We start from the raw sequence: 21,858 nt of genomic DNA, 5'->3' as shown, positions 1-21,858 counted from the left end.
AGGCGCGCGGTGGCCGAGATCCAGCTCAAGAGCAACCGTTTCCGCGAGGAGCGCGAGACCGACTGGCGCCGCCTGGAGGTCCTGCTCGGCCGCGCCGAGCGGCAGGGGATCGCGGCCCTGCGCAAGGACGAGATCCTGGAGCTGCCGGTGCTCTACCAGCAGGCGCTGTCTTCGCTCTCGGTGGCCCGCTCGATCTCGCTCGACCAGGCGCTGGTCGACTACCTCGAGAGCCTCTGCACGCGGGCCTACTTCTTCGTCTACGGCACGCGCACGCGGATCGGCGAGCGGGTGGCCGGCTTCTTTCTTCGCGAATGGCCGATGGCGGCCCAGGCGCTCTGGCGCGAGACGCTGGTGGCGCTGTCGATCGGGGTCATCGGGACCGTGGTGGCCTTCCTGCTGGTGCGCTCGGACCCTGACTGGTTCTACGGCTTCGTGCAGGCGGAGCTGGCCAACGGGCGCGACCCCACCGCCACGACGGCCTTCCTGCGCGAGACGCTCTACCCGAAGGTCAGCGTGCACGAGGGGCTCTCGGCCATGTCGGCCTTCCTCTTCACGCACAATTCGCAGGTGGCGCTGTTCGCCTTCGCGCTGGGGTTCGCACTGTGCCTGCCTACCGCGGCGCTGCTGCTCTACAACGGCTGCATGCTCGGCGCCTTCCTGGCGCTCTTCGCGTCGCGCAAGCTGGGGATCGAGGCCGGCGGCTGGCTGATGATCCACGGGGTGACCGAGCTCTTCGCCATCACGCTGGCCGGAGCCGCCGGGCTGTCGCTGGGCTGGAGCGTCGCCTTCCCCGGCGAGCGGACCCGCGTCGACGCCGCCGCCCACGCAGGCCGCCGCGCGGCGATGCTGATGGCCGGCGTGGTGGTGATGCTGTTCTGCGCCGGCCTGCTGGAGGGCTTCGCCCGCCAGCTGATCCGCGCGGACTGGGCCCGCTACTCCGTGGCGGCGACCACAGGCGTGCTGTGGTGCGCCTACTTCTACTGGCCGCGGCGGCGGCGGACATGACCTTCACCGACCGCGTCACGGGACTGGTCAGGCGCGGGCGCGCCCCGCGCGAGCGCAAGGCGCCTGACACCGGCTGGCGCGAGTTCGTCACGCCGGAAGGGGTCGACCTGAAGCTGCGCATCGCCAGCTATGCGGAGCGCTGCGGCGCCTTCCTGCTGGACTTCCTGATCCTGGTGGCCGGGTTGCTGGCGCTGACCCTCGTGGCGGCGATCGGCGGTGGGGTGACGCGCTCGCGCCTCGGGGCCGAGGTGGCGTTCATCGTCTGGACGATCGGCGCCTTCGCCCTGCGCAACTTCTACTTCATGTGGTTCGAGCTGCGCCCGGGCGCGGCCACGCCCGGCAAGCGGCGGATGGGACTGCGCGTCGCCGCCCGCGACGGGGGCCGGCTCACCGCCGACGCGGTGCTGGCCCGCAACGCCATGCGCGAGCTGGAGGTGTTCCTCCCGCTCAGCTTCCTGTTCGCGCGGGGCCAGGGGATCGACGCGATCCTGATCGGCCTGGGGGCAATCTGGAGCGGGGTGTTCATCCTCTTCCCGCTGTTCAACCGCGACCGGCTGCGGCTGGGCGACCTCGCCGCCGGGACCATGGTGGTGAAGGCCCCCAAGCGGGTGCTCAGGCCGGACCTGTCGGAGACCGGCGCCATGCCGGGCCTCACCTTCACCCCGGCCCAGCTGGACGCCTACGGGGTCAAGGAGCTGCACGTCCTGGAGGAGGTGCTGCGCAAGCACGACCGCCGCACCGTGGCCGAGGTGGCCAGGCGCATCCGCACCAAGGTCGGCTGGGACGGGCCGGCCGACGTGTCGGACGGCGCCTTCCTGGCGGCCTACTACGCCGGCCTGCGCGGGCGCCTGGAGCGCCGGCTGCTGTTCGGCCACCGGCGCAAGGACAAGTTCGACAAGGCCTAGTCGAAGATCGCCGCCAGCGTCTCCGGCCCCATGCCTTCCTTGGCGCGCCGCAGGTGCACGTAGAGCACCGCCGCGCCCGCGGCGCCGAGCATGCCGTAGAGGCTGGTGATCAGCGGCGTAAGGATGACGTTGTCGAAGAAGGCGTTGTCGCCCAGGAACCCGTAGAAGACGGCCATGACCATGAGCAGGATCAGCACGGCCACGATGTAGAGGATGGCCAGGCCGAAGATGCGCCAGCGGTTGCCGCGGGTGAGCTGGCGGCTTCGCGTGAAGGCCTCGAAGATGCCCGTGCGCTCGCCGATGTAGGCGGGGACGACCACCGACCAGGCCACGGCCATGATGATGCCGGGCACGATCAGCAGCAGGAAGCCGAGCGCGAGCGCCACCCCGAGCAGCAGCCCGATGGCGATCAGCGGCAGGAAGGCGCGAAGCCCGACCGCAAGCGACACGGAAAGGGCGGCGCGCCGCTCATTCATGTCCATGATCGTCCCGTGGACCAGGGCGCCCTGCAGGACCGACCCGGTGACCATGGAGACGAGCACGCCCAGCAAGGTGAGGAAGCCGCTCTCCGCGGACGCCCCGGGGTCTCCCGCCGTTGGGTTCAGGAAGCCGAAGACAGCCGTCGGCAAGCCGGTCAGCAGCAGCGACATGATGAAGAACGGCACGAAATTGCGCCCGATCACCCCGAAGGTGTCCTGGATCACCCGGCCGACCTCGATGGCGCCTCGCGGCCCGTCAGTGGCGCTCATCCCCTGCGTCTCCCGTCCCAAGTCCTTGAGCCTGCAAGCTTAAGCATTGGGCGGACGGGATGTCGACCAGGGGCGGTGGCGGTGAGAGAGGGATTCGAACCCTCGATAGGCTTTCACCTATACACGCGTTCCAGGCGTGCGCCTTCAACCACTCGGCCACCTCACCACGCGCTCTTTAAGGGGCTCGGCCCCCCGCGGGAGGCGGCAATATAGTCAGGACGGTCCAGCCCGCAAGCGGCGCTTCGCCGCCTCGGCCAGGCGGTCTGGATCGAACAGCGAAGCCGGCTCGTAACGCGCAAGCGCGGCCTCCAGGGCTCCGGCGCGCTTCCGCCGCTCTGCGAGCCTGCCGGCGGCGTCCCGGCGGCCGCCTCGCAGGCGGTCCTGGAGCTCGGCAAGCAGCTGGTCCTCAGCCACGATGCGCAGGCGCACGTCGGCGTCCTCGAAACGCTCGTGCGCCAGGGCCAGGCGGGCCCGCGCGGCGGCCACCATGAGCACGGCGGTAGGCCGGTCACCCCCGGCCAGGGCGGCGTCCGCCGCGGCGAGCGCCCGGCTGTAGTCGGCCATCAGACCGGCCAGCGTCACCGGCCCCTCGTTCCCGGCGCAGTAGGCCGGATCCATGGCCCGCACATAGGCGACGAGCCCGTCCAGCACCGCCGCCGGGGGCTCGGGCCCGTCGAACTCCTCGACCACAAGGCCGTGGATGAAGCTCCTCAAAGCCTCCGGCTTCACCTTCAGAGCTGATTTCGGCCCGCCGAGGTCGGGGATCGGTCTCGGGTCGAACGCGCCGTTGCCGCGGTGAGAGGAGAAGAGCGAGCTGGTGACGTCGGCCGTGCCCGGCGCGCCCGAGACGCCCGGGAACAGGAAGTCGGGATTGCCGCGCCCCGAACGGTGGCAGCTCTCGCAGGAGAGCCCGGCCCGCGCCGCCTGGCCGCCGAGCACGACCGGCGTGCGGAAGGCCGCACGGCCGATCTCCACCTTCTGGGCGAGCGCGGGCTCGGCGGGCGGCTTCAGGCACTCGGCAGGGGCCTGGCCAAAGGCGCGGAGCGGATCGGCGTCGGCCGGCGCCCACCGCATCGCCCTCAGCGGCGGCTCGGCCGTCTGGGCGATCGCCAGGCCGCCGAGCGCCGCGGCGACGACGGCTACTGCGGCGCGCGGCCGAGGTCGACCCAACGGCGCAGCTCCTCGGCCTCGGCGCAGCCGAAGCTGCAGATGGCGTCGAGCCGGGCCAGCAGCAGCTTCGCGCCGGGCAGGTCGCCCCGCTCCACCTTCAGCTCGCCGTAGTACTCGGTGGCGCCGCGGTGGTCCGGCGCGATGGCCAGCGCCTGCCGGTAGTAGGCCTCGGCGCGGTCGAACTCGCCCTTCTTGCGCCAGGTGTAGCCCTGGTAGGTGATCACGTCGGGGTGCGGCCCGAATACCGTCTCGGCGTCCCGCAGGGCGGCAAGCGCCTCGTCGTAGCGCTTCTCGTTGATGAGGCTGACCGCCTTCACATAGGCCGCGTCACCGGCTGCGGGGCCCGCGAAGAGCAGGCTGCCGTCGAGCGCAGCGCCCGGTCCCACCGTCGCCTGGCCCGCCAGGGCGCTTTCGACCTGGCCGGTGAGCGACTTGAGCGCCGCGGCCTCGGGGCAGGCGTCGCCGCAGGCCTGGGCCCTGGCCCGCAGCCAGTCGAGCTCGGCCTGGGCCTTGGCGTCCTTCATCCTGGCCAGCGCCAAGCCGAGGCCGGCGTGGCTGACGATGTCGCCGGGCTCCAGCTTCACCGCGCGCTCATAGGCCTTTCGCGCACCCTTCCAGTCCTCGGTCCCGGCCTTGGCCGCGCCCAGGATGCGCCAGCCGTCGACGCTCTTCGGGACCACCTCGGTGACATGCGCCGCCGCCCGGGCGGCGTTCTTGTAGTCCTTGGCCTTCAGGGCGGCGACCGCCTTTGCGTACTCCGCCGCCGGGTCGTACTGCGGCCCGGACGCTGAGGGCATGGCGCCCCCGCCGCTGCTGCCGCCGCCCGCCGCGACGGCGAGACTCCCGGCTCCGATGGCGATGGCGCTTGCGAGCAACACGACTTTCAGGGTGCGCATGGCGGCTCCTCCCCTAACGCGGTTATCCGAGACACTGGCACGAAAGCTACGCGGCGTCAGCAGCGGCGGACGCGTGGCGCCCGCGCCCCGCGACGCCTATGTTGGATGCCGCCCGCCCCTGGAGGTTCCGATGCTTTTCAAGAAGACGCTCGAGCTGCCGACCGCCGACACCGCCCTGCCGGGCCGCCAGCACGCCATCCCCACCGCCGAGACCCACTTCGTCAACGGCCGGCCGCTCAAGGGGCCCTACCCCGAGGGCACCGAGACGGCGGTGTTCGCCATGGGCTGCTTCTGGGGCGTGGAGCGCATCTTCTGGCAGATCCCCGGGGTCCATGTGACCGCGGTGGGCTATGTGAACGGCGTCACGCCCAACCCCACCTACGAGGAGGTCTGCTCGGGGCGGACCGGCCATACCGAGGCGGTCCTGGTGGTCTACGACCCCAAGCAGGTGACCTATTCCGACCTCCTGAAGGCGTTCTGGGAGAACCACGATCCCACCCAGGGCATGCGCCAAGGCAACGACATCGGCACCCAGTACCGCTCAGGCATCTATCCCACCAACGACGCCCAGGCGCAGATCGCCGAGGACAGCCGCGAGGCCTACCAGCAGGCGCTGGGCCAGCAGGGCTACGGCCGCATCACCACCGAGATCGCGCCGGCCGGCCCGTTCTTCTTCGCCGAGGACTACCACCAGCAGTACCTGGCCAAGAATCCGCTGGGCTACTGCGGCATCGGCGGCACCGGCGTGACCTGCCCGATCGGGGTCGGCGTGCAGGCATGACCCGGGACGAGCTCCACGCCGCGGCCATGGCGCTCCCAGGCGCGACCATGAATGTGCAGTGGGGCGACGACCACATCTACAAGGTCGGGGGCAAGATCTTCGCCGGCACGGACGGCGGCTATACGAACCTGTCGTTCAAGGCGACGGACATCGCCTTCGAGGCCCTGACGTCGTCCGGCCGCGCCCGCCCGGCGCCCTACATGGCGCGCGCCAAGTGGGTGATGTTCGACGACCTCGCCGGCCTCGACGCCGAGGAGGTGCGGGATTGGCTGAAGACCTCGCACCAGCTGGTCTCAGAGAAGCTGACCAAGGCGCAGAAGAAGGAGCTCGGGCTCGTATGAGCCGCGCCGACGTCGCGGAGATCGCCTTCGCCCTGCCGGCGGTCACCCGCGTCGTCCAGTGGGGCGGCTCCGACGTCTACAAGGTGGGCGGCAAGGTGTTCGCGATCTGCGGCGACGACGGGGTCTCGTTCAAGGTGAGCGAGATCGGCTTCGTCGTCCTCACCGAGGACGGCCCGGGCCATCAGGCGCCCTACTGCGCCAAGGGCCAGTGGGTGGCGGTGGGTTTCGCCGATGTGGCCACCGAGGACCTGCAGGGCTGGCTCGCCACCGCCCATTCCCTGATCTCCGCGAAGCTCACGAAGAAGGCGCGTCTGGAGTTCGGCCTGGCTTAGACTCGATCAGCCGCCGCAGGTCGCCGATGGCCGAGGCCATGGGGGAGCGGCGCTGGCGCCAGAGCAGCAGGACCACCGCGCCCAAGGTGGCGACGGCGAAGGCGGCGGGCCCGAACAGCCACGCGCCGGCGGCCAGGGCGAAGTAGTAGCCGCGCACGCCGGCGTTGAAGGATGAGAGCGCCGGGTTCAGCATCCGCGAGACCGTCTCGCCATAGGCCTGGGTCTCCTCCGGCGTCAGCCCTTCGGGGACCGCCCCCACCGCGGCGATGCAGTAGTTCATCTGCCGGATGGACCAGATGAAATCGAGCAGGCCGCGGGCCAGGGTGGCGATCACCAGGGCCAGCTGCAGCTCGAAGAGCAGCCGCGAGGAGGTCTGGATCACCTCAAGGGCCGAGACGCTGCGGAAGGTGGCCTCGCCGCCGAACAGGGCGCCCGCCGTGGCCGCGATCAGCAGCAGGTTCGACGAGGCGAAGAACGAGGCCGAGTTCAGGGCGTGGCCCAGCAACTGGCCATCCATGAACCGGTTCTCGCGGCTCACCATGTTCCGCATCCAGGCGGCGCGGATCACGGTCATGTCGGTGTTGATCACCGCCCCGCCGCGCTTGGACAGCAGGCCCAGCAGCGGCTGGTAGGCGAGCCAGCAGGCGATGAAGAGGGCGAACGCCGCGAAGTCGTTCGCCCCCATCCCGTCAGTCCTCCAGGATCATGCTGTGCTTGCGGTTGTCCTTCAGGGTGAAGACCACCAGGAAGGCGACCGCCAGGCCGGCCGCCACATAGATGAAGAAGGCCTGCTCGTTGCCGGCTTTCTTGAACGCGAGCGCGATCATCTCCGCCGTCCCGCCGAAGCTGGCGGTGGCCATGCCGTAGGGCAGGGCGACCCCCAGGGCCCGGACGTTGGCCGGGAACAGCTCGGCCTTCACCACCGCGCTCACGGAGTTGTAGCCCGACAGCGTGAACACCAGGGCCGAGACGATCAGGAAGGCGACCCACGGGTTGGGCCCATTCATCAGCGCCGTCATGCCGGGGTAGGCGGCCAACGCGCAGCCGCCGAAGGCGAACCACAGGGTGGCCTTGCGCCCGAAGTGGTCGCTGACCCATCCGAAGAAGGGCAGGGCCAGCAGGTAGACGAAGAGCGCGCCCGCGGTGATCGAGGTGGCGACGTTCTTGTCGAACCCGCCCGACCCCACCAGGAACTTCGGCATGTAGGTGGTGAAGGAATAGAAGGCCAGCGAGCCGCCGGCGGTGAACAGGAAGATCGCCAGGGTCTGCATCGGATAGCGCGTGAACAGCATCAGGGTGCGCGCCTTCTCGGCCCCAGAGGCCTTGGCGTTCTCGTAGGACTGGCTCTCGTCCATCCGGCTGCGGATCCAGAACACCACGACGGCCATGGCCGCGCCGATGAAGAACGGGATGCGCCAGCCCCAGTCCTTCAGCGTCTCGTCGCTCATGGTGCTCTGCAGCAGCGACAGGAGCCCCAGCGCGATCAGTTGGCCCATGACCATGGTGACGAACTGGAAGCTCGACCAGAAGCCGCGCCGCTTCTTGCCCGCCATCTCCGAAAGGTAGGTGGCGCTGGCGCCGTACTCGCCGCCCACCGACAGCCCCTGCAGGATGCGGGCGACCACCAGCAGGATCGGGGCGGCGACGCCGATGGCCTCGTAGCCCGGCAGCACCGCGATGATCAGGGACCCGAAGCACATCATGCTGACGGCCACGGTGAGCGCAGTCTTGCGCCCGGCGTGGTCGGCGTAGAGGCCCATCAGCCACGCCCCCACGGGCCGCGCGAAGAAGCCCACCGCAAAGACCGCCATGGTCTGCAGCAGCTCGGTCAGCGGATCGCTTTTGGGGAAGAAGTGGCCTGAGAAATAGACCGCGAAGAACGAGTAGACGAACCAGTCGTACCACTCGACGAGATTGCCGGCCGAGCCGCCCAGGATCGCCCTGGCGCGCTGGAACGGGGTCAACCCCTTGATAAGAAGCTCAGGCGGCGGAGCGGCCTCTGCTCCGGTTTCGGTCGCCGTCATGTACTGACATCCCCCCAGTGAGCGCTCGAAAAGGCGCCTTTTGGGGGGATGCTAATGGGTTCGAGGCCTAAGCCAAAGGCCCCAACGCTAGATTGTCCCCATCAAGACAAGGATGATGACGATCACGAGCACCAGGCCCAGGCCGCCAGAGGGGAAATAGCCCCAGCTGCGGGAATAGCCCCAGCTCGGCAGGGCCCCGATCAGGGCCAGGATCAGCACGATGATAAGAATGGTCCCAAGCGTCATTGGGAGGTCTCTCCTTCGGTCGTCGCCCGACTCCGCCGTCGCAAACGGACGCGGGACGGCGCAGGTTCCGGGCAGGAGAGGCGGCTAAGGCCTAGTCGGCGGCGTCGGCGGTGTGCAGCTTCTGGTCCTTGTCGGTGACGCCCAGCGCGTACATCAGCCCGATCCAGCCCCCCTTCACGCGCGACAGCAGCCACAGGGTGATCAGGGCCAGCGGGATCAGGATCGCGGGCAGGGTCGCGTAGGGCGAGGCCTCCCAGACGATCGGGAAGAACAGCAGCGGCGCCACCACCAGGTGGCCGACCAGCAGGATGGTCAGGTAGGCGGGGCCGTCATCCGCCGGATAGCGCGCCAGGTCCTCGTCGCAGCTTTCGCAGCGCGCCTCGACCTTCAGGTACTTCCAGAACAGCTTGCCCGAGCCGCAGGCGGGGCAGCGGCCCTTGGCGCCGCGGAATACCGACGGCGCGAGCGGGTGTTTGATTTCGGCCATGGGCGGCCATATGGCCCTTCGCGCGCGCCGGCGGAAGGGCCAAAGTCGCGGGATTGCAGGTCTTTTTGGCTACTTGTTCGTGCGTTCTTCGGACATGGGCTTGATCGCCCCGGTGGCGTCGGTGTTCTCGCCGGTGTCGCCTTCCTCGGTGTTCTCACCGTCCTGCCGCAGGATGTGCGGATCCTCGCCAGAAATGGTCGTGCCGCGCGAGGCGCCGATGCCGGGATCGTCTTCCAGGTCGTCGCGGAACGGCTGGGCCTCGCCCGGCCCGGGATGCTTGGACGTGCTCATCGGGTCCTCCGGTTGGTCACCCGGACGAACCCCTCAGCCCGCGCAGCTGTTCCTAGCGCTTGACGTCTTCAGCGGTGGTGGTGACGGCCTTGCCGGCGGCCTGCACGTCGCGGCCGAGGCCAGCCATGGTGTTGCAACCGGCGACCCACAGCGCCGAGAGCGCAGCGCCCAGCACGATCAGCTTCCGCATATCCTTGAACTTCCCCACCCGTTCTTGGGCGGGGATTTCATTCAGGCGGAGGCCATAGTCAAGCTTGTCGCGCTGAAAGCCCTGCCAGCCGCGCCTTCATCCGGGTCACATGGCTGCCCGGCCAGTAGAGGCGTCCGCACCCGGGGCAGGTGCGGAACGGGCCCTCCCCGCCGCGGACTTCCGGCGGCATGGCGGCGACCTGGTCCGGCGTGGCGTCCACCAGCGACGCGTTGTCCACCACGCAGCGGGTGAAGGGGGCGAGGCTCCAGTCGACCGGCAATGCGCGGGTCACACTCTGCGCCTCGTCGTCCAGCGTCCGCCCCTTGACCAGCAGGCCGCGCGGATGCGCCCGCTCCGCCAGCTTGCGGTCGCGGGTCAGCAGCACCCGGTTCTCCGCCCGGGCGCGGGCGAGCAGGGCGGTGTCCGGCTCGCCGCCGCTCGCCAGGTCGGTGTCGTATCCGGCCGCCCGCAGGAGCCTGGCCAGCCTCGCCAGCATCTCGTCGCACAGGAAGCGCATGGCGCTGGAACGCATCGGGCCTAGGATCGGGCCATGTCCTCCGCTGTCCTTGGCCAGCTGGTGCTCGGCCTGCACCTCGTGGTGATCGCCTTCAATGTGCTGGGCCTGGCCGCCGTCCCACTGGGCGCCAGCCTCGGATGGGACTGGGTGCGGATTCGTTGGTGGCGGGCGCTGCACGTGCTGTCGTGGGTGGTGGTGGCCGTGCAGGCGGTGCTCGGCCGCGCGTGCTTCCTCACCTACTGGCAGGACGACCTGACCGGCGGCGGGGCGGAAGACCCGCTGATCATGCGCTGGGTCAACAGCGTCATCTACTGGGAGCTGCCGATGTGGGCGTTCACGGCCATCTACGTGGCGTTGTTCGGGCTGGTGCTGGCGCTGTGGAAGCTGGTCCCGCCGGAACGCCGCGCGCCCGCCTGAGGTTGGTTGTGCGCAACTGCGGAGGACGAGATGAGCGGTCAGATCGGCGGCGGCACGAACGACCGACCCCTGAACGAGACGGTGGCGGAGACCGGGCCTGGGCTTCCCGACGAGGCGATCGGGCCCGAGCAGCGGACCATCCCCGAGCACACCGAGCTTGCCGGCGGCGCCGATGCGGCGCGCATGGAGCAGAAGCTGAAGGCCGAGGTTCAGGCCCGCTCGGGCGATGACGAAGAGGAAGCCGACAACCCTCGCGGCCACGCCTGACCGGGCTCAGTCCGCGTCCATCTTGAGCGCGGCGATGAAGGCTTCCTGCGGGATCTCGACCTTGCCGAACTGGCGCATGCGCTTCTTGCCCTCCTTCTGCTTGTCGAGGAGCTTCTTCTTGCGGCTGATGTCGCCGCCGTAGCACTTGGCGGTGACGTCCTTGCGCAGCGCGCGGACGGTTTCTCGGGCGATGATCCGGCCGCCGATCGCCGCCTGGATCGGGATCTGGAACATGTGCGGCGGGATCAGCTCCTTCATCTTCTCCACCATCCCGCGGCCTCTCGCCTCCGCCCGGTCGCGGTGGACGAGCATCGAGAGCGCGTCCACGGGTTCGGCGTTGACCAGGATCGACATCTTCACGAGGTCGCCCACCCGGTAGCCCTCGATGGAGTAGTCGAAGGAGGCGTAGCCCTTCGAGATCGACTTCAGCCGGTCGTAGAAGTCGAACACCACCTCGTTGAGCGGCAGGTCGTAGACCACCATGGCGCGGGCTCCGACGTAGGACAGTTCCCGCTGCTCCCCACGGCGGTCCTGGCAGAGCTTGATGATCGAGCCCAGGTACTCGTCGGGCGTGAAAATGGTGGCCTTGATCCAGGGCTCGGCGATGGTGTCGATCTTCACCGGGTCGGGCAGGTCGGCCGGGTTGTGCAGCTCGATCTCCGTCCCGTCGGTCATCTTCACGCGGTAGACGACGCTGGGCGCAGTTGCGATCAGGTCGAGGTCGAACTCGCGGGAGAGGCGCTCCTGGATGATCTCCAGGTGCAGCAACCCTAAGAACCCGCAGCGGAAGCCGAAGCCCAGGGCCGCGCTGGTCTCCATCTCGTAGGTGAAGGAAGCATCGTTCAGGCGCAGACGCCCAATGGCGGCCCGCAGGTCCTCGAACTCGGCGGCGTCGACCGGGAAGAGGCCGCAGAACACCACCGGCTGCACCTCTCGGAAGCCCGGCAGGGCGGCGGCGGCGGGCTTGCGCTCGTCGGTGATGGTGTCGCCGACGGCGGCGTGGGCGACCTCCTTGATCTGGGCGGTGATGAAGCCGACCTCGCCCGGCCCGAGCTCGGCGACGTCGGTGCGCTTCGGCCGGAACACGCCGATGCGGTCCACCTGGTGGGTGGAGCCCTGCTGCATCATCTTGATCTTCTGGCCGGCGCGCAGCGTGCCGTCGAACACCCGGACCAGCACGATGACGCCCAGATAGGCGTCGTACCAGGCGTCGACTAGCAGGGCCTTCAGCGGCGCGTCGCGGTCGCCCTTCGGCGGCGGGAGCCGCTTCACGACCGCCTCGAGCACGTCGTGGATGCCGAGGCCGGTCTTGGCCGAGGCCAGCACCGCGTCCGAGGCGTCGAGGCCGATGACGTCCTCGATCTGCTGGCGGACCCGGTCGGGCTCGGCGGCCGGCAGGTCGACCTTGTTCAGGACCGGCACGATCTCGTGGTTGTTGTCGATCGCCTGGTAGACGTTGGCGAGCGTCTGGGCCTCGACCCCCTGGCTGGCGTCCACCACCAGGATCGAGCCCTCGCAGGCCGCCAGCGACCGGGAGACCTCATAGGCGAAGTCCACGTGCCCGGGCGTGTCCATCAGGTTGAGGACATAGTCCTCCCCGTCGTCGGCCTTGTAGTGCAGGCGCACGGTCTGGGCCTTGATGGTGATCCCCCGCTCGCGCTCGATGTCCATGTTGTCGAGCACCTGCTCGGTCATCTCGCGCTGGGTCAGCGCGCCGGTCTCCTGGATCAGGCGGTCGGAGAGCGTGGACTTGCCGTGGTCGATGTGCGCGACGATCGAGAAGTTGCGGATGCGCGAAAGCGGGGTGGTCATGGCGCGTGCGTCTAGCACATCCCGCGCCCAGCGACAGGGACGCGGCGTCGCGTCACGGCGAACGTGGTTAATCCGCCATTAAACTGCCGCGCGCCATCAGTGTCCTGGGCGGGGGACTGATTAGACCGATCAACAAGGAGCGCACGCGCCCATGGACCGTCGCACCGTTCTTCTCTCCGGCGCCGCCGCGCTCGGGACCGCAGGCCTGGCCAAGGCCCAGCCGGCGGTGAACCCGCCGGACGCCGCGCCGCGCCAGCTGCCGCCGGTGCGCACCCAGAGCGTCGCCGCCACGCCGACGCCAAAGCCTGTGGTGGAAGACGCGACGCCGGCCGAGCCCGCGCCCGCCGAAGCCGCGCCTGCCGCTGCGGCGGAGGAAACCCCTGCGGCCGCGGACAAAGGCTTCACCCGCGAGGAGATCCAGGCGAACGTCTCGGACTTCCTGGGCGTGACGGCTGAGGCGGCCGGCGGGCTGGTCGAGCGGCTGTTCGCCAAGAACGGCAAGCCCACCGCCTACATCGCCGGGGAAGAGGGCTCGGGCGCCTTCGTGGTCGGCGGCCGCTATGGCCGGGGCTTGCTCTACATGAAGGACGCCGAGCCGGTTGAGGTGTTCTGGCAGGGCCCTTCGGTGGGCTGGGACTTCGGCGGCAACGCCTCCCGCGTCTTCACCCTCTGCTACGATCTCGAGGATGCGAAGGACATCTACCAGCGCTTCCCGGGCGTGGAGGGCTCGGCCTACATGGTCGGCGGCGTGGGCGTGAACTTCCAGAAGGCCAACGGCATCACGTTGGCGCCGATCCGGGCCGGTGTCGGCGTCCGCCTCGGCGCCAACGTCGGCTACCTGGCCTATTCGAAGAAGCGGAACATCATTCCGTTCTAGGGCCGCCGTCGAGGCTCGCCCCCACCCGCTGGGTCGGGGTGTCGAAGAGACCTCGGCCCGGGACGTGGTTGAGCTCCAGGCGCATGCCGTCGGGGTCCTCGAACAGGACGGCGTAGTAGCCCGGCGCCCAGGGCTCGTCCTGCGGCGGATGGACGATCTTCGCGCCGATCGAGACCAGGAAGCTGTGCAACTCGTCCACGTCGGCGCGCTCGCGGGCGCGCCAGCAGTGGTGGTGCAGGCCGACCCGGAACTGCTCCCAGTTCGCGCCGGCATGTTGCGGGAGCGGCCGGCGGACGCCGAAGCCGGTCCGGCCGCCGACGCAGTAGAAGGTGTCGTCGCTCTCGGCGACCACCCGCATGCCGAGGAACGGCAGCAGCTGCCGGTAGAAGGCCACGCTCGCCTCGAAGTCGGAGGCAGTGATGAAGGTGTGGGCAACGCCGTTGATCTCCATGGCCTGCAGGGAGCCACGGCGCCGCGCGGGGAAGTCAATCAGCTGCGCAGCTTGCCGCCGACCGCCTTCTCCACGGCGCCGACGAGCCGGGTCGACAAGGCCTCGATCTCGGCATCGGTGAGGGTCTTCTCGCGCGGCTGGATGGTCACCTCGACGGCCACCGACTTGGAGCCCTCCGGCACACCCTTGCCTTCGTAGACGTCGAAGACGCGGGCGTCCGCAATCAGCTGCTTGTCGGCGCCGAGGATCGGCCGCACGACCTCGCCGGCCGGCGTGGCGCGGTCGACCACGAACGCGAAGTCGCGGCGCAGGGGCATGAGCGGCGAAAGCTCCAGCGCAGGCTTGGTCTTCAGGCCCTTGCGCTTCGGCTCCGGCAGCGCCTCCAGGTTCAACTCGAAGGCCAGAATCGGGCCTTCGGCGTCCAGGGCCTTGAGCACGCGCGGGTGCAGCTCGCCGAACTCGGCGACGAGGTTCTTCGGTCCGAGCTGAAGGCGCGCCGAGCGGCCGGGGTGCCACCACGGCGAGGCCTGGCCCTGTACGGTCTGCAGCGTCGGCGCGCCGAGCTCCTCGAGGATGACCATCAGGTCGGCCTTGAGCTCGAACAGCGGGTCGCTCTTCACCCCGTCCCAGCGGCGCGGCGGGCGCGGCGCCAGCAGGGCGGCGACGCTGGTCCACTGGTCCTCGGGATTGTCGCCCCGGAAGCAGGGTCCGATCTCGAACAGGGCGGTGTCCGCGAAGCCCTTGCGGGCGTTGCGTGCAGCCGCCTCGACCAGGTTCGGCAGGACCGAGGGCCGCATGCACGCGAGGTCCGCGGCGATCGGGTTGGCCAGCACCAGCTCGGGTTGGCCGCCGCCGAACAGCTCGGCCCACTCCGTCCGCATGAAGCTCCAGGTAAGCGCCTCGGAATAGCCGCGGGCCGCCAGCGCGCGGCGCGCATTGCGCATGCGGGTCTGGCGCACCGTGAGCGCGCCGCCGGCGGGCGGGGCGAGCTCGGGCAGCGCCTGCATCGGCAGACGGTCGTAGCCGGCAATGCGGGTGACCTCCTCGACGAGGTCGGCCTTGCCTTCCACATCACGGCGCCAGGACGGGGCGGCCACGGTCTCGCCTTCAAGCCGGAAGCCGAGCGTCTGCAGGATCGCGTCGATGCGCTCGCGCGGCAGGTCGACGCCGCCCAGCTTCCTCACGTAGCCACGGTCGAACTCGAACGGCGCCCGCGGGGCGGGCGGCTCGCCGGCCACGCGGACCTCCGAGGCCTCGCCGCCGCAGAGCTGAAGGATCAGCTGCGTCGCCAGCTCCAGGCCCGGGACGCAGGACTCCGGATCCACCCCGCGGGCGAACCGGTACTGGGCATCGGAGACGATGCCGGTGATCCGTCCCGTCTGGGCCGTGCGGATCGGGTCGAACCAGGCGCTCTCCACGAAGACCTCGGTGGTCTCCTCCGAGCAGCCGGTGGACTCCCCGCCCATAACACCGCCCAGGCCGATGGCGCCGGAGCCGTCGGCGATGACGCACATCTCGGGCGTGAGTTCGTAGGCCTTGCCGTCCAGCGCTTCGAAGCTCTCGCCCTCGCGCCCCAGCCGCGCCTCGACGAAGCCGCCGGCGAGCTTGGCCGCGTCGTAGACGTGCAGAGGCCGCGCGCGGTCGTAGGAGATCAGGTTGGTGACGTCGACCAGGGCGTTGATGGGCCGCAGGCCCACCGACGTCAGCCGCTGCTGCAGCCAGGCCGGAGAAGGCCCGTTCTTCACGCCTCGGATCAGCCGGCCAGCGAACACCCGGCAGGCGTCGCCGTCGACCCGGATGTCGACCGGGCAGGGGAAGCCGCCCTTCGCAGGGTCCGTCTTCTCCGGCTTAAGCTTGCCCAGGCCCGCGGCGGCGAGGTCGCGCGCGATGCCGCGCACGCCGAGCCAGTCGGGGCGGTTGGGCGTGACCTCGAAGTCGATCACGGCTTCCAGTCCGAAGGCTTCGGCGGCGCTGGCGCCCACCGGCAGCTCGGCGGGCAGCTCGACGATCCCATCGGACTCTTCGGCCACCTCCAGCTCCTTGGCCGAGCAGAGCATGCCGTTGGAGACCACGCCGCGCACGGGCCGCGCCTCCAGGGTGATGCCGCTGCCGGGCACATAGGCGCCGATCGGGGCGTAGATGGTGGTGAGGCCCGCCCGCGCGTTGGGCGCGCCGCAGACGATCTCCAGCCGGCCGTCCTTGGTGTCCACCTGGCAGACGCGCAGCTTGTCGGCGTTGGGATGCTGCACGGCCTCGACGATCTTGCCGACCGTGAACTTGCCGAGCTTGGACGCGGGATCCTCCACGTCCTCGACCTCGAGTCCAGCCATGGTCATGGCGTCCACGATCTGCTGGATCGTGGCGTCGGTTTCGAGGTGCTCCTTGAGCCAGGAAAGGGTGAACTTCATCGCGACCGCTCCCTAGCTCAGGCCCGTGGCCGGGTTCGGCGCCTGGAAGGCCGAGAAGCCCCAGTGCTCGAGCCAGCGCACGTCGCTCGCGAACATGTCGCGCAGGTCGGGCATGCCGTACTTCAGCGCGCCGAGACGGTCGACGCCGAGGCCGAAGGCGAAGCCCTGCCATTCGTCCGCGTCGAGGCCGCAGTTCCTGAGCACGTTCGGGTGCACCATCCCGCCGCCCAGGATCTCCAGCCAGTCGCTGCCCTGGCCGATCTTGATCGATCCACCGGAGCGATCGCACTGCACGTCCATCTCGGCCGAGGGCTCGGTGAACGGGAAATGGTGCGGCCGGAAGCGCGTCACCACGGCGTCGGTCTCGAAGAACCGGCGGCAGAAGGTGTCCAGCGTCCACTTCAGGTGGCCCAGCGTGATGTCGCGGTCGATCACCAGGCCTTCCAGCTGGTGGAACATCGGCGTGTGGGTGGCGTCCGAGTCGGAGCGGTAGACGCGGCCGGGCACGATGACGCGGATCGGCGGCTCCTGGCCGTTGGCGATCCAGGAGGGCAGCTTCTCGTTGGCCTTCTGCATGACCCGCACCTGCACCGGGCTGGTGTGGGTGCGGAGAAGCTTGCGCTCGCCGGTGGGCCCATCCGGCAGCCAGAAGGTGTCGTGCATCTCCCGCGCCGGGTGCTTGGGCGGGAAGTTCAGGGCCGTGAAGTTGTGGAAGTCGTCCTCGATGTCCGGACCTTCCGCCAGGCCGAAGCCCATGTCGGCGAAGACGGCGATCATCTCGTCCAGGGTCTGCATGGTCGGGTGCACCCGGCCGCGGCGCTCAGGCGGCGGGGGCAGGGTGAGGTCGACGCGCTCGGCCGCGAGCTTGGCGTCGAGCTCGGCCTCTTCGAGGATCGCCTTGCGGGTGGCGAGCGCGGTCGCGACGGCGTCCCGCAGGCCGTTGATCTTCGGCCCCTGCTCGCGGCGCTCGTCGGGACTCATCCTGCCCAACGACTTGAGCAGCTCGGAGATGGAGCCGGACTTGCCGAGCGCCTCGACGCGCAGGGCCTCGACGGCGGCCAGGTCCTGTGCGGCGTCGATCCGGGCCATCAGCTCGGTTTGCAGTTGGATGAGGTCGGTCATGGGTGGCGGTGTCCTAGCCTTCGATCCTTGCGGGGTGAAGGGAGGGCCAGCAAAAAGCCCTCCGGCGGTTCGGCCGGAGGGCTTCTGGAAGCTGTTCGGAGACGATCCGAGGCTTAAGCCAGCGCGGCGCGAACCTTGTCGGCGATGGCCTTGAAGCCAACCGGGTCGTTGCCCGCGATGTCCGCGAGGACCTTGCGGTCGATCTCGATCCCGGCTTGCCCCAGGCCGAAGATAAACTGCGAGTAGGTGAAGCCTTCGGTGCGGGCGGCCGCATTGATCCGCTGGATCCACAGGGCGCGGAAGTTGCGCTTGCGGACGCGGCGGTCGCGGTAGGCGTACTGGCCGGCCTTGTCCACCGCGGCCTTGGCGGCGCGGATGGTGTTCTTGCGGCGGCCGTAGAAGCCCTTGGCCTGCTCCAGGACCTTTTTGTGCTTGGCGTGGGCGACAACGCCCCTCTTCACGCGAGCCATCTGTCAGATCTCCCCTTAGAGGCCGTACGGCAGGAACTTCTTGATGATCTGAGCGTCGCTTTCGCTCATCACCTTCGTCCCGCGGTTCTGACGGATGTACTTGCCATTGTGGCTGATCAGGCGGTGGCGCTTGCCGGCCACACCGGCCTTCAGCTTCCCAGTCGCCGTCATCTTGAAGCGCTTCTTCGCGCCCGACTTGGTCTTCAGTTTCGGCATTTCACGTCGAGGTCCAAAGACCCCGTCCTTCTAGGTCGTGTTGATGAGCCGCCATGGCATGCCATTTGGCCAGGCGGTTCCGAAGAGCGGGGCAGATACCCGAAAGGGCGGCGGAAGGCAACCTTACGCGGGCCTGGGGATCCTCCGCCGCACCTGGGCGGCCAGCCAAAGCCCGGGCAGGATCAGCAGGGCCGCTAGGGCGAAGGGCGCGCCGGGGCTGATCAGCGAGAAAGTCTGGCCGGCGATCACCGGGCCGCCGATGCGGGACAGCGCCATGCCGCTCATGTTGAGGCCCAGCATCTCGCCCTGCCGGTGCGGGGGCGAGGCGCGCGAGATCAGCGCCGTCAAGTTCGGGAAGCAGATGGACTGGCCGAGGCAGACCAGGGCGAAGCCGATCATCGCGACCGTCCAGTGCGGCGACAGCCATTGGGTGACCAACCCTAGGAACATAAACACCAGCCCGCCCATCAGGGTCAGGGTCTCGCCGTGGCGGCGCGCCAGGTAGCCGGAGAGCACGCCCTGGCAGAAGGCGCCTAGGAGCCCGATGACCATGAACGCGAGTCCGATCTCCCGCGGCCCCCAGCCGAACCGGACCTCGGTCCACAGGCCGTAGGTCGCCTCGATGCCGGCGAAGCCCACCACCACGATGAAGCTGATGGCCACGATCCGCCCGATGATTGGGTGCGATAGGGCTTCCGAGAGCGGCGCCTTGGGCGTGCGGCCCTCCGGCCGCTGTGGGCGGCTCTCGCGCACAAACACCACCACGGCGATGGCCGAGGCGATCGCGAAGCCTGCCGCCACCAGCAGCGGCAGCTGGAAGCCCAGCGCGCCGCGGCTCGGCTGCGCCAGCAGGCCGCCGATGGCCGGCCCGGTGGTGAAGCCGGCGCTGAACGCGGCGCCCATGATCCCCATGCGGCCAGCCCGCTTCTCGGGCGGGGTGATGTCCGCCATCGCCCCCTGCAGCGTGGAGATGTTGCCGGCGAAGATGCCTGTCGCGAACCGGATCACGAACGCCATGGCGATGTTCGGCGCGAACGCCAACGCCGCGTAGGACAGCCCCACCGCGCTGATGGTGATGATCAGCACCGGCTTGCGCCCGATCCGGTCGCTCAGCCGGCCCCAGAACGGCTCGCCGATTAACTGGCCGCAGGAGAAGGCCGAGAACAGCAGCGTCACCTGCCAGGCCGGCGCGTCGAACGCCTGGGCGAAGAAGGGCAAGAGCGGGATCACCAGGCCGAAGCCCGCGATCATCAGGAAGATCACCGAAAGCAGGACGATCAGCGCCCGGCGCTCGTCGCCGGCGGCGCTCATGCCGGGCCTCCCTGCTGCGGGGCGCGCGCCAGCCGGCCGGCGGTGAGCGCCAGCAGGATGGTGGGAGCGACCGCGATCGCGCCCTGCCAGAACGGCCCGTGGATGGAGATGCCGGAGAAGCTTAGGCCCGCGCAGAACGGGCCGACCACGCGGGCCAGCGCGCTCATGGCGTTGTTCAGGCCCAGGATCTGGCCCTGTCGGTGGGGGTCGGCGGTCTCGGAGATCAGGGCGCTGACGTTGGGCCAGGCCACGGACTGGCCGATGGCGGAGAGCGACAGCAGGACCACGGTCATGGGGCCGCTGGTGGAGAACGGCTGAACGGCCAGGCACACCAGGGTGACGGCCATGCCGATGGCCAGCATGCGGCCCTGGCCGTAGCGTTCGGAGAGCGGTCCGGTGAACAGGAGCTGGGTCACGGCCGAGGCGATGCCGACGAACATGAAGGCCCAGCCGATTTCCCGCGGGCCCCAGCCATAGCGCTCCTGGGTCCACAGGCCGAAGATCGACTCCACGCCGGTGAAGGCGAAGCCGACCAGGAAGGTCACCAGCATCAGCCGCCCGATCACGGGATGGCGCGCGGCCTCGCCGGTGGCCGCCCAGCGGTTCGGGCGGTGCACGGGTTCGGTCTCCCGCTGCCGGCTCTCGCGGATGAACAGCGCGATCGAGAGCGCCGAAGTGAGGAAGAGGCCCGCGGAGATGAACAACGGCAGCTGGAAGCCGATAGGGCCCAGCGAGGGCTTGGCGAACAGGCCGCCAAGCGTCGGTCCCACGATAAGGCCCACGTTCCAGGCCGCGCTCATCCAGCTCATCGAACGGGTGCGCCGTTCGGGCGGGGTCACGTCGGCGATGTAGCCCTGGATGATCGAACCGTTGCCGGAGAACAGCCCGCCCGCCAGCCGGATGACGATGGCCATCCAGGCGTTGGGCGCGAACGCGAGCGCGAGATAGCAGAGGCCGTTGGCGACGATGGTCGAGACCAGCAGCGGCTTGCGGCCGTACTTGTCGCTGAGCCGGCCCCAGAACGGCTCCCCGAAGAAGGTCCCGACGGAGAAGGCCGAGAAGATCAGCGCGATCTGCCAGGCCGGGGCGTCGAACGACTTCCCATAGAAGGGCAGCAACGGCACCACGATGCCGAAGCCCAGCATGTTGAGGAAGATGAGCGCGATCAGCGACAACGCCGCCCACGGGCGCGGCGGCGTCGCCTCCCGCGGCGCTGTGTGTGACATAGTTACCGGGACTAGGCCGGGCGGGGCCGGCGGACAAGCTTACGGCGTCAAGCGACGTCGAACCGCGTTCGACCGCGGTTTTCGCGCCACAGCTATCGGGCTGCGGCTTCCTGCTTCGCGACCTCGGCCTTGAAGCCTTCGTAGGCGCGCTCGAAGTAGGCGCGGCAGCCCTGCGGGTCGACCCAGGGATTGCCGTTGCCGGCCGGCATGGCCCGCTTTTCCTTCATGCGGAAGAACTGGCCGTGGCTCGCCAGGAAGATCTCGCACGGCGCCGTGCGCCAGAAGCGGTAGCTGCGCTCGTAGTCCTCGCGCTGGCCGGGATAGGTCTCGTCGCCGACCAGCCGGTAGCCCGGCAGCACGCTGTTCGAGCAGTGGACCAGCGCCTGGCGGGTGACGAGTCTGGCGCCCTCCCTCGACTTCACGGGGAAGGTCCAGGTGGTGCAGCCTGCGGTGTGGCCGGGCGTCAGGTTGGCGGTGAGTGTCCAGCCGCCGAGGGTGACCTTGTCCTTGTCCTTCAGCACGCGGTCGACCTTGACCGGCTCGTAGAAGAAGCGCGGGTCCTTCAGGAACGGATCGCCCTTGCCGCCGGCCTCGATCACCGGACCGTCCTTGGCGCTGGCGTGGAGCTTCGCGCCGGGGGCGACCTTCTTGATCTCGGCCAGGCCCGCGGCGTGGTCGAAGTGCTGGTGGCTGTTGAGCAGGATCTTCACCTGGGCCGGGTCGAACCCCAGGGTGCGGATGTTCGCCACCACCTGCTGGCCCGTCGGCTTGTCGCCGCCGTCGATGACGATCAGCCCGGCCTTGGTGACGATCAAGTAGGAGGCGTAGTCGGAGGCCCCGACGTAGAACAGCCCCTCCGCGATCTGGAACGGCGGGTAGGGCGCGTTTGGCGCCTCGGTGCGTGGGCTCTGCGCGCTGGCGGCCAACGAAAAAGCGGCCGCCGTGACGGCGACCGCTCCCAGAATTCCGGAGGTCCTGCGGCTCACTACCGCGGCGCCAGGATCATGATCATCTGCCGGCCTTCCATGCGCGGCTCGTACTCCACCTTGGCGACGGGCTCGAAGTCGGCCTTCACCTTCTGGAGCAGTTTCATGCCGAGTTCCGGGTGGGCCAGCTCACGACCGCGGAAGCGCAGGGTGACCTTCACCTTGTCGCCCTCCTCGAAGAACCGGTGCATCGAGCGGGCTTTGACTTCATAGTCGTGGATGTCGATGTTCGGGCGGAGCTTGATCTCCTTGATCTCCACCACCTTCTGCCGCTTGCGCGCCTCGTTCTTCTTCTTCTGCTCCTGGAACTTGAACTTGCCGTAGTCCAGGATCTTGCAAACGGGCGGATCCGCGTTCGGGA

Annotated in this window: 28 protein-coding genes and 1 tRNA gene; 8 read left to right on the top strand and 21 right to left on the bottom strand. The window is 69.4% G+C overall.

The window, feature by feature from the left end:
* Positions 1 to 9: 9 nt before the first annotated feature.
* A complete protein-coding gene (locus tag VIL76_RS10800; protein WP_332045036.1) occupies positions 10 to 1,005 on the top strand; it encodes a stage II sporulation protein M in 996 nt (331 codons plus the stop codon).
* Positions 966 to 1,910, top strand: coding sequence for an RDD family protein (locus tag VIL76_RS10795; protein ID WP_332045035.1), 945 nt, complete (start codon positions 966 to 968; stop codon positions 1,908 to 1,910). Before VIL76_RS10800 ends, VIL76_RS10795 begins: the two co-directional genes overlap by 40 nt.
* Here the strand turns inward: VIL76_RS10795 and VIL76_RS10790 are convergent.
* The 4 genes from VIL76_RS10790 to VIL76_RS10775 form a co-directional block, all read right to left on the bottom strand.
* Positions 1,907 to 2,659, bottom strand: coding sequence for a hypothetical protein (locus VIL76_RS10790; protein WP_332045034.1), 753 nt, complete (start codon positions 2,657 to 2,659; stop codon positions 1,907 to 1,909). The genes VIL76_RS10795 and VIL76_RS10790 overlap by 4 nt on opposite strands.
* Before the next feature lie 76 nt (positions 2,660 to 2,735).
* Positions 2,736 to 2,825, bottom strand: a tRNA-Ser gene (locus VIL76_RS10785).
* 47 nt (positions 2,826 to 2,872) lie between these two features.
* Complete coding sequence (locus VIL76_RS10780; protein WP_332045033.1) at positions 2,873 to 3,829, bottom strand: hypothetical protein; 957 nt, start codon at positions 3,827 to 3,829, stop codon at positions 2,873 to 2,875.
* Complete coding sequence (locus VIL76_RS10775; RefSeq protein ID WP_332045032.1) at positions 3,799 to 4,725, bottom strand: tetratricopeptide repeat protein; 927 nt, start codon at positions 4,723 to 4,725, stop codon at positions 3,799 to 3,801. The genes VIL76_RS10780 and VIL76_RS10775 overlap by 31 nt, the downstream gene beginning before the upstream one ends.
* Before the next feature lie 130 nt (positions 4,726 to 4,855).
* Between VIL76_RS10775 and msrA the strand changes: the two genes are divergently transcribed.
* From msrA to VIL76_RS10760, 3 genes are read left to right on the top strand one after another with little or no spacing between them, the layout of a single operon-like run.
* Complete coding sequence (msrA, locus tag VIL76_RS10770; RefSeq protein ID WP_332045031.1) at positions 4,856 to 5,506, top strand: peptide-methionine (S)-S-oxide reductase MsrA; 651 nt, start codon at positions 4,856 to 4,858, stop codon at positions 5,504 to 5,506.
* Entirely contained in the window at positions 5,503 to 5,847 is a 345-nt protein-coding gene (locus tag VIL76_RS10765) for an MmcQ/YjbR family DNA-binding protein (RefSeq protein ID WP_332045030.1), read from the top strand. Before msrA ends, VIL76_RS10765 begins: the two co-directional genes overlap by 4 nt.
* Positions 5,844 to 6,179 carry an MmcQ/YjbR family DNA-binding protein gene (locus VIL76_RS10760; protein ID WP_332045029.1) on the top strand — a complete coding sequence of 112 codons (336 nt, stop codon included), beginning with the start codon at positions 5,844 to 5,846 and terminating at the stop codon, positions 6,177 to 6,179. The genes VIL76_RS10765 and VIL76_RS10760 overlap by 4 nt, the downstream gene beginning before the upstream one ends.
* Here VIL76_RS10760 and VIL76_RS10755 read toward each other — a convergent pair.
* The 7 genes from VIL76_RS10755 to VIL76_RS10725 form a co-directional block, all read right to left on the bottom strand.
* Positions 6,142 to 6,864, bottom strand: a complete 723-nt coding sequence (locus VIL76_RS10755; RefSeq protein WP_332045028.1) for a DUF599 domain-containing protein — start codon at positions 6,862 to 6,864, stop codon at positions 6,142 to 6,144. The genes VIL76_RS10760 and VIL76_RS10755 overlap by 38 nt on opposite strands.
* Positions 6,865 to 6,868: 4 nt before the next feature.
* The gene (locus VIL76_RS10750) at positions 6,869 to 8,203 is read right to left on the bottom strand and encodes an MFS transporter (RefSeq protein ID WP_332045027.1); all 1,335 of its coding nucleotides are present in this window, start codon (positions 8,201 to 8,203) and stop codon (positions 6,869 to 6,871) included.
* A gap of 87 nt (positions 8,204 to 8,290) precedes the next feature.
* Positions 8,291 to 8,449, bottom strand: a complete 159-nt coding sequence (locus tag VIL76_RS10745; protein WP_332045026.1) for a DUF3309 family protein — start codon at positions 8,447 to 8,449, stop codon at positions 8,291 to 8,293.
* A 91-nt stretch (positions 8,450 to 8,540) separates the two neighbouring features.
* Positions 8,541 to 8,936 carry a DUF983 domain-containing protein gene (locus VIL76_RS10740; RefSeq protein WP_332045025.1) on the bottom strand — a complete coding sequence of 132 codons (396 nt, stop codon included), beginning with the start codon at positions 8,934 to 8,936 and terminating at the stop codon, positions 8,541 to 8,543.
* A gap of 69 nt (positions 8,937 to 9,005) precedes the next feature.
* Complete coding sequence (locus VIL76_RS10735; protein WP_332045024.1) at positions 9,006 to 9,227, bottom strand: hypothetical protein; 222 nt, start codon at positions 9,225 to 9,227, stop codon at positions 9,006 to 9,008.
* 52 nt (positions 9,228 to 9,279) lie between these two features.
* Positions 9,280 to 9,417, bottom strand: coding sequence for an entericidin A/B family lipoprotein (locus tag VIL76_RS10730; protein WP_332045023.1), 138 nt, complete (start codon positions 9,415 to 9,417; stop codon positions 9,280 to 9,282).
* 58 nt (positions 9,418 to 9,475) lie between these two features.
* Positions 9,476 to 9,949: a DUF5615 family PIN-like protein gene (locus VIL76_RS10725; protein WP_332045022.1), complete on the bottom strand. Its 474-nt coding sequence runs from the start codon at positions 9,947 to 9,949 to the stop codon at positions 9,476 to 9,478.
* 18 nt (positions 9,950 to 9,967) lie between these two features.
* On the opposite strand from VIL76_RS10725, the gene VIL76_RS10720 reads away from it, so the two are divergent.
* Positions 9,968 to 10,351 (top strand): DUF2784 domain-containing protein, encoded by a 384-nt coding sequence (locus VIL76_RS10720; protein ID WP_332045021.1) that lies wholly within the window; start codon positions 9,968 to 9,970, stop codon positions 10,349 to 10,351.
* Positions 10,352 to 10,381: 30 nt separating this feature from the next.
* The gene (locus tag VIL76_RS10715; protein WP_332045020.1) at positions 10,382 to 10,618 is read left to right on the top strand and encodes a hypothetical protein; all 237 of its coding nucleotides are present in this window, start codon (positions 10,382 to 10,384) and stop codon (positions 10,616 to 10,618) included.
* Between the two features lie 6 nt (positions 10,619 to 10,624).
* Here VIL76_RS10715 and lepA read toward each other — a convergent pair whose 3' ends face one another.
* On the bottom strand, positions 10,625 to 12,430 hold the full coding sequence (gene lepA, locus VIL76_RS10710; RefSeq protein WP_332045019.1) for a translation elongation factor 4: 1,806 nt from the start codon (positions 12,428 to 12,430) through the stop codon (positions 10,625 to 10,627).
* A 151-nt stretch (positions 12,431 to 12,581) separates the two neighbouring features.
* Here lepA and VIL76_RS10705 point away from each other — a divergent pair, with 151 nt between their 5' ends.
* Positions 12,582 to 13,307, top strand: coding sequence for a DUF1134 domain-containing protein (locus VIL76_RS10705; protein ID WP_332045018.1), 726 nt, complete (start codon positions 12,582 to 12,584; stop codon positions 13,305 to 13,307).
* Here VIL76_RS10705 and VIL76_RS10700 read toward each other — a convergent pair.
* The 9 genes from VIL76_RS10700 to infC form a co-directional block, all read right to left on the bottom strand.
* Positions 13,294 to 13,758, bottom strand: a complete 465-nt coding sequence (locus VIL76_RS10700) for a VOC family protein (protein WP_332045017.1) — start codon at positions 13,756 to 13,758, stop codon at positions 13,294 to 13,296. The genes VIL76_RS10705 and VIL76_RS10700 overlap by 14 nt on opposite strands.
* 38 nt (positions 13,759 to 13,796) lie before the next feature.
* Positions 13,797 to 16,166, bottom strand: a complete 2,370-nt coding sequence (gene pheT, locus VIL76_RS10695; RefSeq protein ID WP_332045016.1) for a phenylalanine--tRNA ligase subunit beta — start codon at positions 16,164 to 16,166, stop codon at positions 13,797 to 13,799.
* Positions 16,167 to 16,178: 12 nt separating this feature from the next.
* Positions 16,179 to 17,288, bottom strand: coding sequence for a phenylalanine--tRNA ligase subunit alpha (gene pheS, locus VIL76_RS10690; RefSeq protein ID WP_332045015.1), 1,110 nt, complete (start codon positions 17,286 to 17,288; stop codon positions 16,179 to 16,181).
* 113 nt (positions 17,289 to 17,401) lie between these two features.
* On the bottom strand, positions 17,402 to 17,758 hold the full coding sequence (rplT, locus tag VIL76_RS10685) for a 50S ribosomal protein L20 (protein WP_332045014.1): 357 nt from the start codon (positions 17,756 to 17,758) through the stop codon (positions 17,402 to 17,404).
* Positions 17,759 to 17,773: 15 nt separating this feature from the next.
* Positions 17,774 to 17,974: a 50S ribosomal protein L35 gene (gene rpmI, locus VIL76_RS10680; protein ID WP_332045013.1), complete on the bottom strand. Its 201-nt coding sequence runs from the start codon at positions 17,972 to 17,974 to the stop codon at positions 17,774 to 17,776.
* Between the two features lie 123 nt (positions 17,975 to 18,097).
* A complete protein-coding gene (locus VIL76_RS10675) occupies positions 18,098 to 19,285 on the bottom strand; it encodes an MFS transporter (protein ID WP_332045012.1) in 1,188 nt (395 codons plus the stop codon).
* Positions 19,282 to 20,511 (bottom strand): MFS transporter, encoded by a 1,230-nt coding sequence (locus VIL76_RS10670; protein WP_332045011.1) that lies wholly within the window; start codon positions 20,509 to 20,511, stop codon positions 19,282 to 19,284. Before VIL76_RS10670 ends, VIL76_RS10675 begins: the two co-directional genes overlap by 4 nt.
* A gap of 92 nt (positions 20,512 to 20,603) precedes the next feature.
* Positions 20,604 to 21,437 carry a subclass B3 metallo-beta-lactamase gene (gene bla / locus VIL76_RS10665; RefSeq protein WP_332045010.1) on the bottom strand — a complete coding sequence of 278 codons (834 nt, stop codon included), beginning with the start codon at positions 21,435 to 21,437 and terminating at the stop codon, positions 20,604 to 20,606.
* A gap of 59 nt (positions 21,438 to 21,496) precedes the next feature.
* Positions 21,497 to 21,858 (bottom strand): translation initiation factor IF-3 (infC, locus tag VIL76_RS10660; protein ID WP_332045009.1); only part of this gene is annotated, 362 nt, incomplete at its 5' end.

It is taken from the genome of Phenylobacterium sp. (genome assembly GCF_036563285.1).
Classification (GTDB): domain Bacteria; phylum Pseudomonadota; class Alphaproteobacteria; order Caulobacterales; family Caulobacteraceae; genus Phenylobacterium.
Note: the sequence above shows the minus strand (reverse complement) of the source record. Positions and strands in the feature narration are given on the sequence as shown.

What these genes read in the sequence shown, in the direction of transcription:
- lepA (WP_332045019.1), bottom strand. Translation starts at nt 12,430, where the DNA reads ATGACCACCCCGCTTTCGCGCATCCGCAACTTCTCGATCGTCGCGCAC.
- pheT (WP_332045016.1), bottom strand. Translation starts at nt 16,166, where the DNA reads ATGAAGTTCACCCTTTCCTGGCTCAAGGAGCACCTCGAAACCGACGCC.
- VIL76_RS10735 (WP_332045024.1), bottom strand. Translation starts at nt 9,227, where the DNA reads ATGAGCACGTCCAAGCATCCCGGGCCGGGCGAGGCCCAGCCGTTCCGC.
- VIL76_RS10760 (WP_332045029.1), top strand. Translation starts at nt 5,844, where the DNA reads ATGAGCCGCGCCGACGTCGCGGAGATCGCCTTCGCCCTGCCGGCGGTC.
- VIL76_RS10670 (WP_332045011.1), bottom strand. Translation starts at nt 20,511, where the DNA reads ATGTCACACACAGCGCCGCGGGAGGCGACGCCGCCGCGCCCGTGGGCG.
- VIL76_RS10755 (WP_332045028.1), bottom strand. Translation starts at nt 6,864, where the DNA reads ATGGGGGCGAACGACTTCGCGGCGTTCGCCCTCTTCATCGCCTGCTGG.
- VIL76_RS10715 (WP_332045020.1), top strand. Translation starts at nt 10,382, where the DNA reads ATGAGCGGTCAGATCGGCGGCGGCACGAACGACCGACCCCTGAACGAG.
- VIL76_RS10705 (WP_332045018.1), top strand. Translation starts at nt 12,582, where the DNA reads ATGGACCGTCGCACCGTTCTTCTCTCCGGCGCCGCCGCGCTCGGGACC.
- VIL76_RS10790 (WP_332045034.1), bottom strand. Translation starts at nt 2,659, where the DNA reads ATGAGCGCCACTGACGGGCCGCGAGGCGCCATCGAGGTCGGCCGGGTG.
- VIL76_RS10720 (WP_332045021.1), top strand. Translation starts at nt 9,968, where the DNA reads ATGTCCTCCGCTGTCCTTGGCCAGCTGGTGCTCGGCCTGCACCTCGTG.
- VIL76_RS10700 (WP_332045017.1), bottom strand. Translation starts at nt 13,758, where the DNA reads ATGGAGATCAACGGCGTTGCCCACACCTTCATCACTGCCTCCGACTTC.
- VIL76_RS10740 (WP_332045025.1), bottom strand. Translation starts at nt 8,936, where the DNA reads ATGGCCGAAATCAAACACCCGCTCGCGCCGTCGGTATTCCGCGGCGCC.
- VIL76_RS10775 (WP_332045032.1), bottom strand. Translation starts at nt 4,725, where the DNA reads ATGCGCACCCTGAAAGTCGTGTTGCTCGCAAGCGCCATCGCCATCGGA.
- VIL76_RS10745 (WP_332045026.1), bottom strand. Translation starts at nt 8,449, where the DNA reads ATGACGCTTGGGACCATTCTTATCATCGTGCTGATCCTGGCCCTGATC.
- VIL76_RS10730 (WP_332045023.1), bottom strand. Translation starts at nt 9,417, where the DNA reads ATGCGGAAGCTGATCGTGCTGGGCGCTGCGCTCTCGGCGCTGTGGGTC.
- rpmI (WP_332045013.1), bottom strand. Translation starts at nt 17,974, where the DNA reads ATGCCGAAACTGAAGACCAAGTCGGGCGCGAAGAAGCGCTTCAAGATG.
- pheS (WP_332045015.1), bottom strand. Translation starts at nt 17,288, where the DNA reads ATGACCGACCTCATCCAACTGCAAACCGAGCTGATGGCCCGGATCGAC.
- VIL76_RS10675 (WP_332045012.1), bottom strand. Translation starts at nt 19,285, where the DNA reads ATGAGCGCCGCCGGCGACGAGCGCCGGGCGCTGATCGTCCTGCTTTCG.
- msrA (WP_332045031.1), top strand. Translation starts at nt 4,856, where the DNA reads ATGCTTTTCAAGAAGACGCTCGAGCTGCCGACCGCCGACACCGCCCTG.
- VIL76_RS10750 (WP_332045027.1), bottom strand. Translation starts at nt 8,203, where the DNA reads ATGACGGCGACCGAAACCGGAGCAGAGGCCGCTCCGCCGCCTGAGCTT.
- VIL76_RS10765 (WP_332045030.1), top strand. Translation starts at nt 5,503, where the DNA reads ATGACCCGGGACGAGCTCCACGCCGCGGCCATGGCGCTCCCAGGCGCG.
- VIL76_RS10725 (WP_332045022.1), bottom strand. Translation starts at nt 9,949, where the DNA reads ATGCGTTCCAGCGCCATGCGCTTCCTGTGCGACGAGATGCTGGCGAGG.
- rplT (WP_332045014.1), bottom strand. Translation starts at nt 17,758, where the DNA reads ATGGCTCGCGTGAAGAGGGGCGTTGTCGCCCACGCCAAGCACAAAAAG.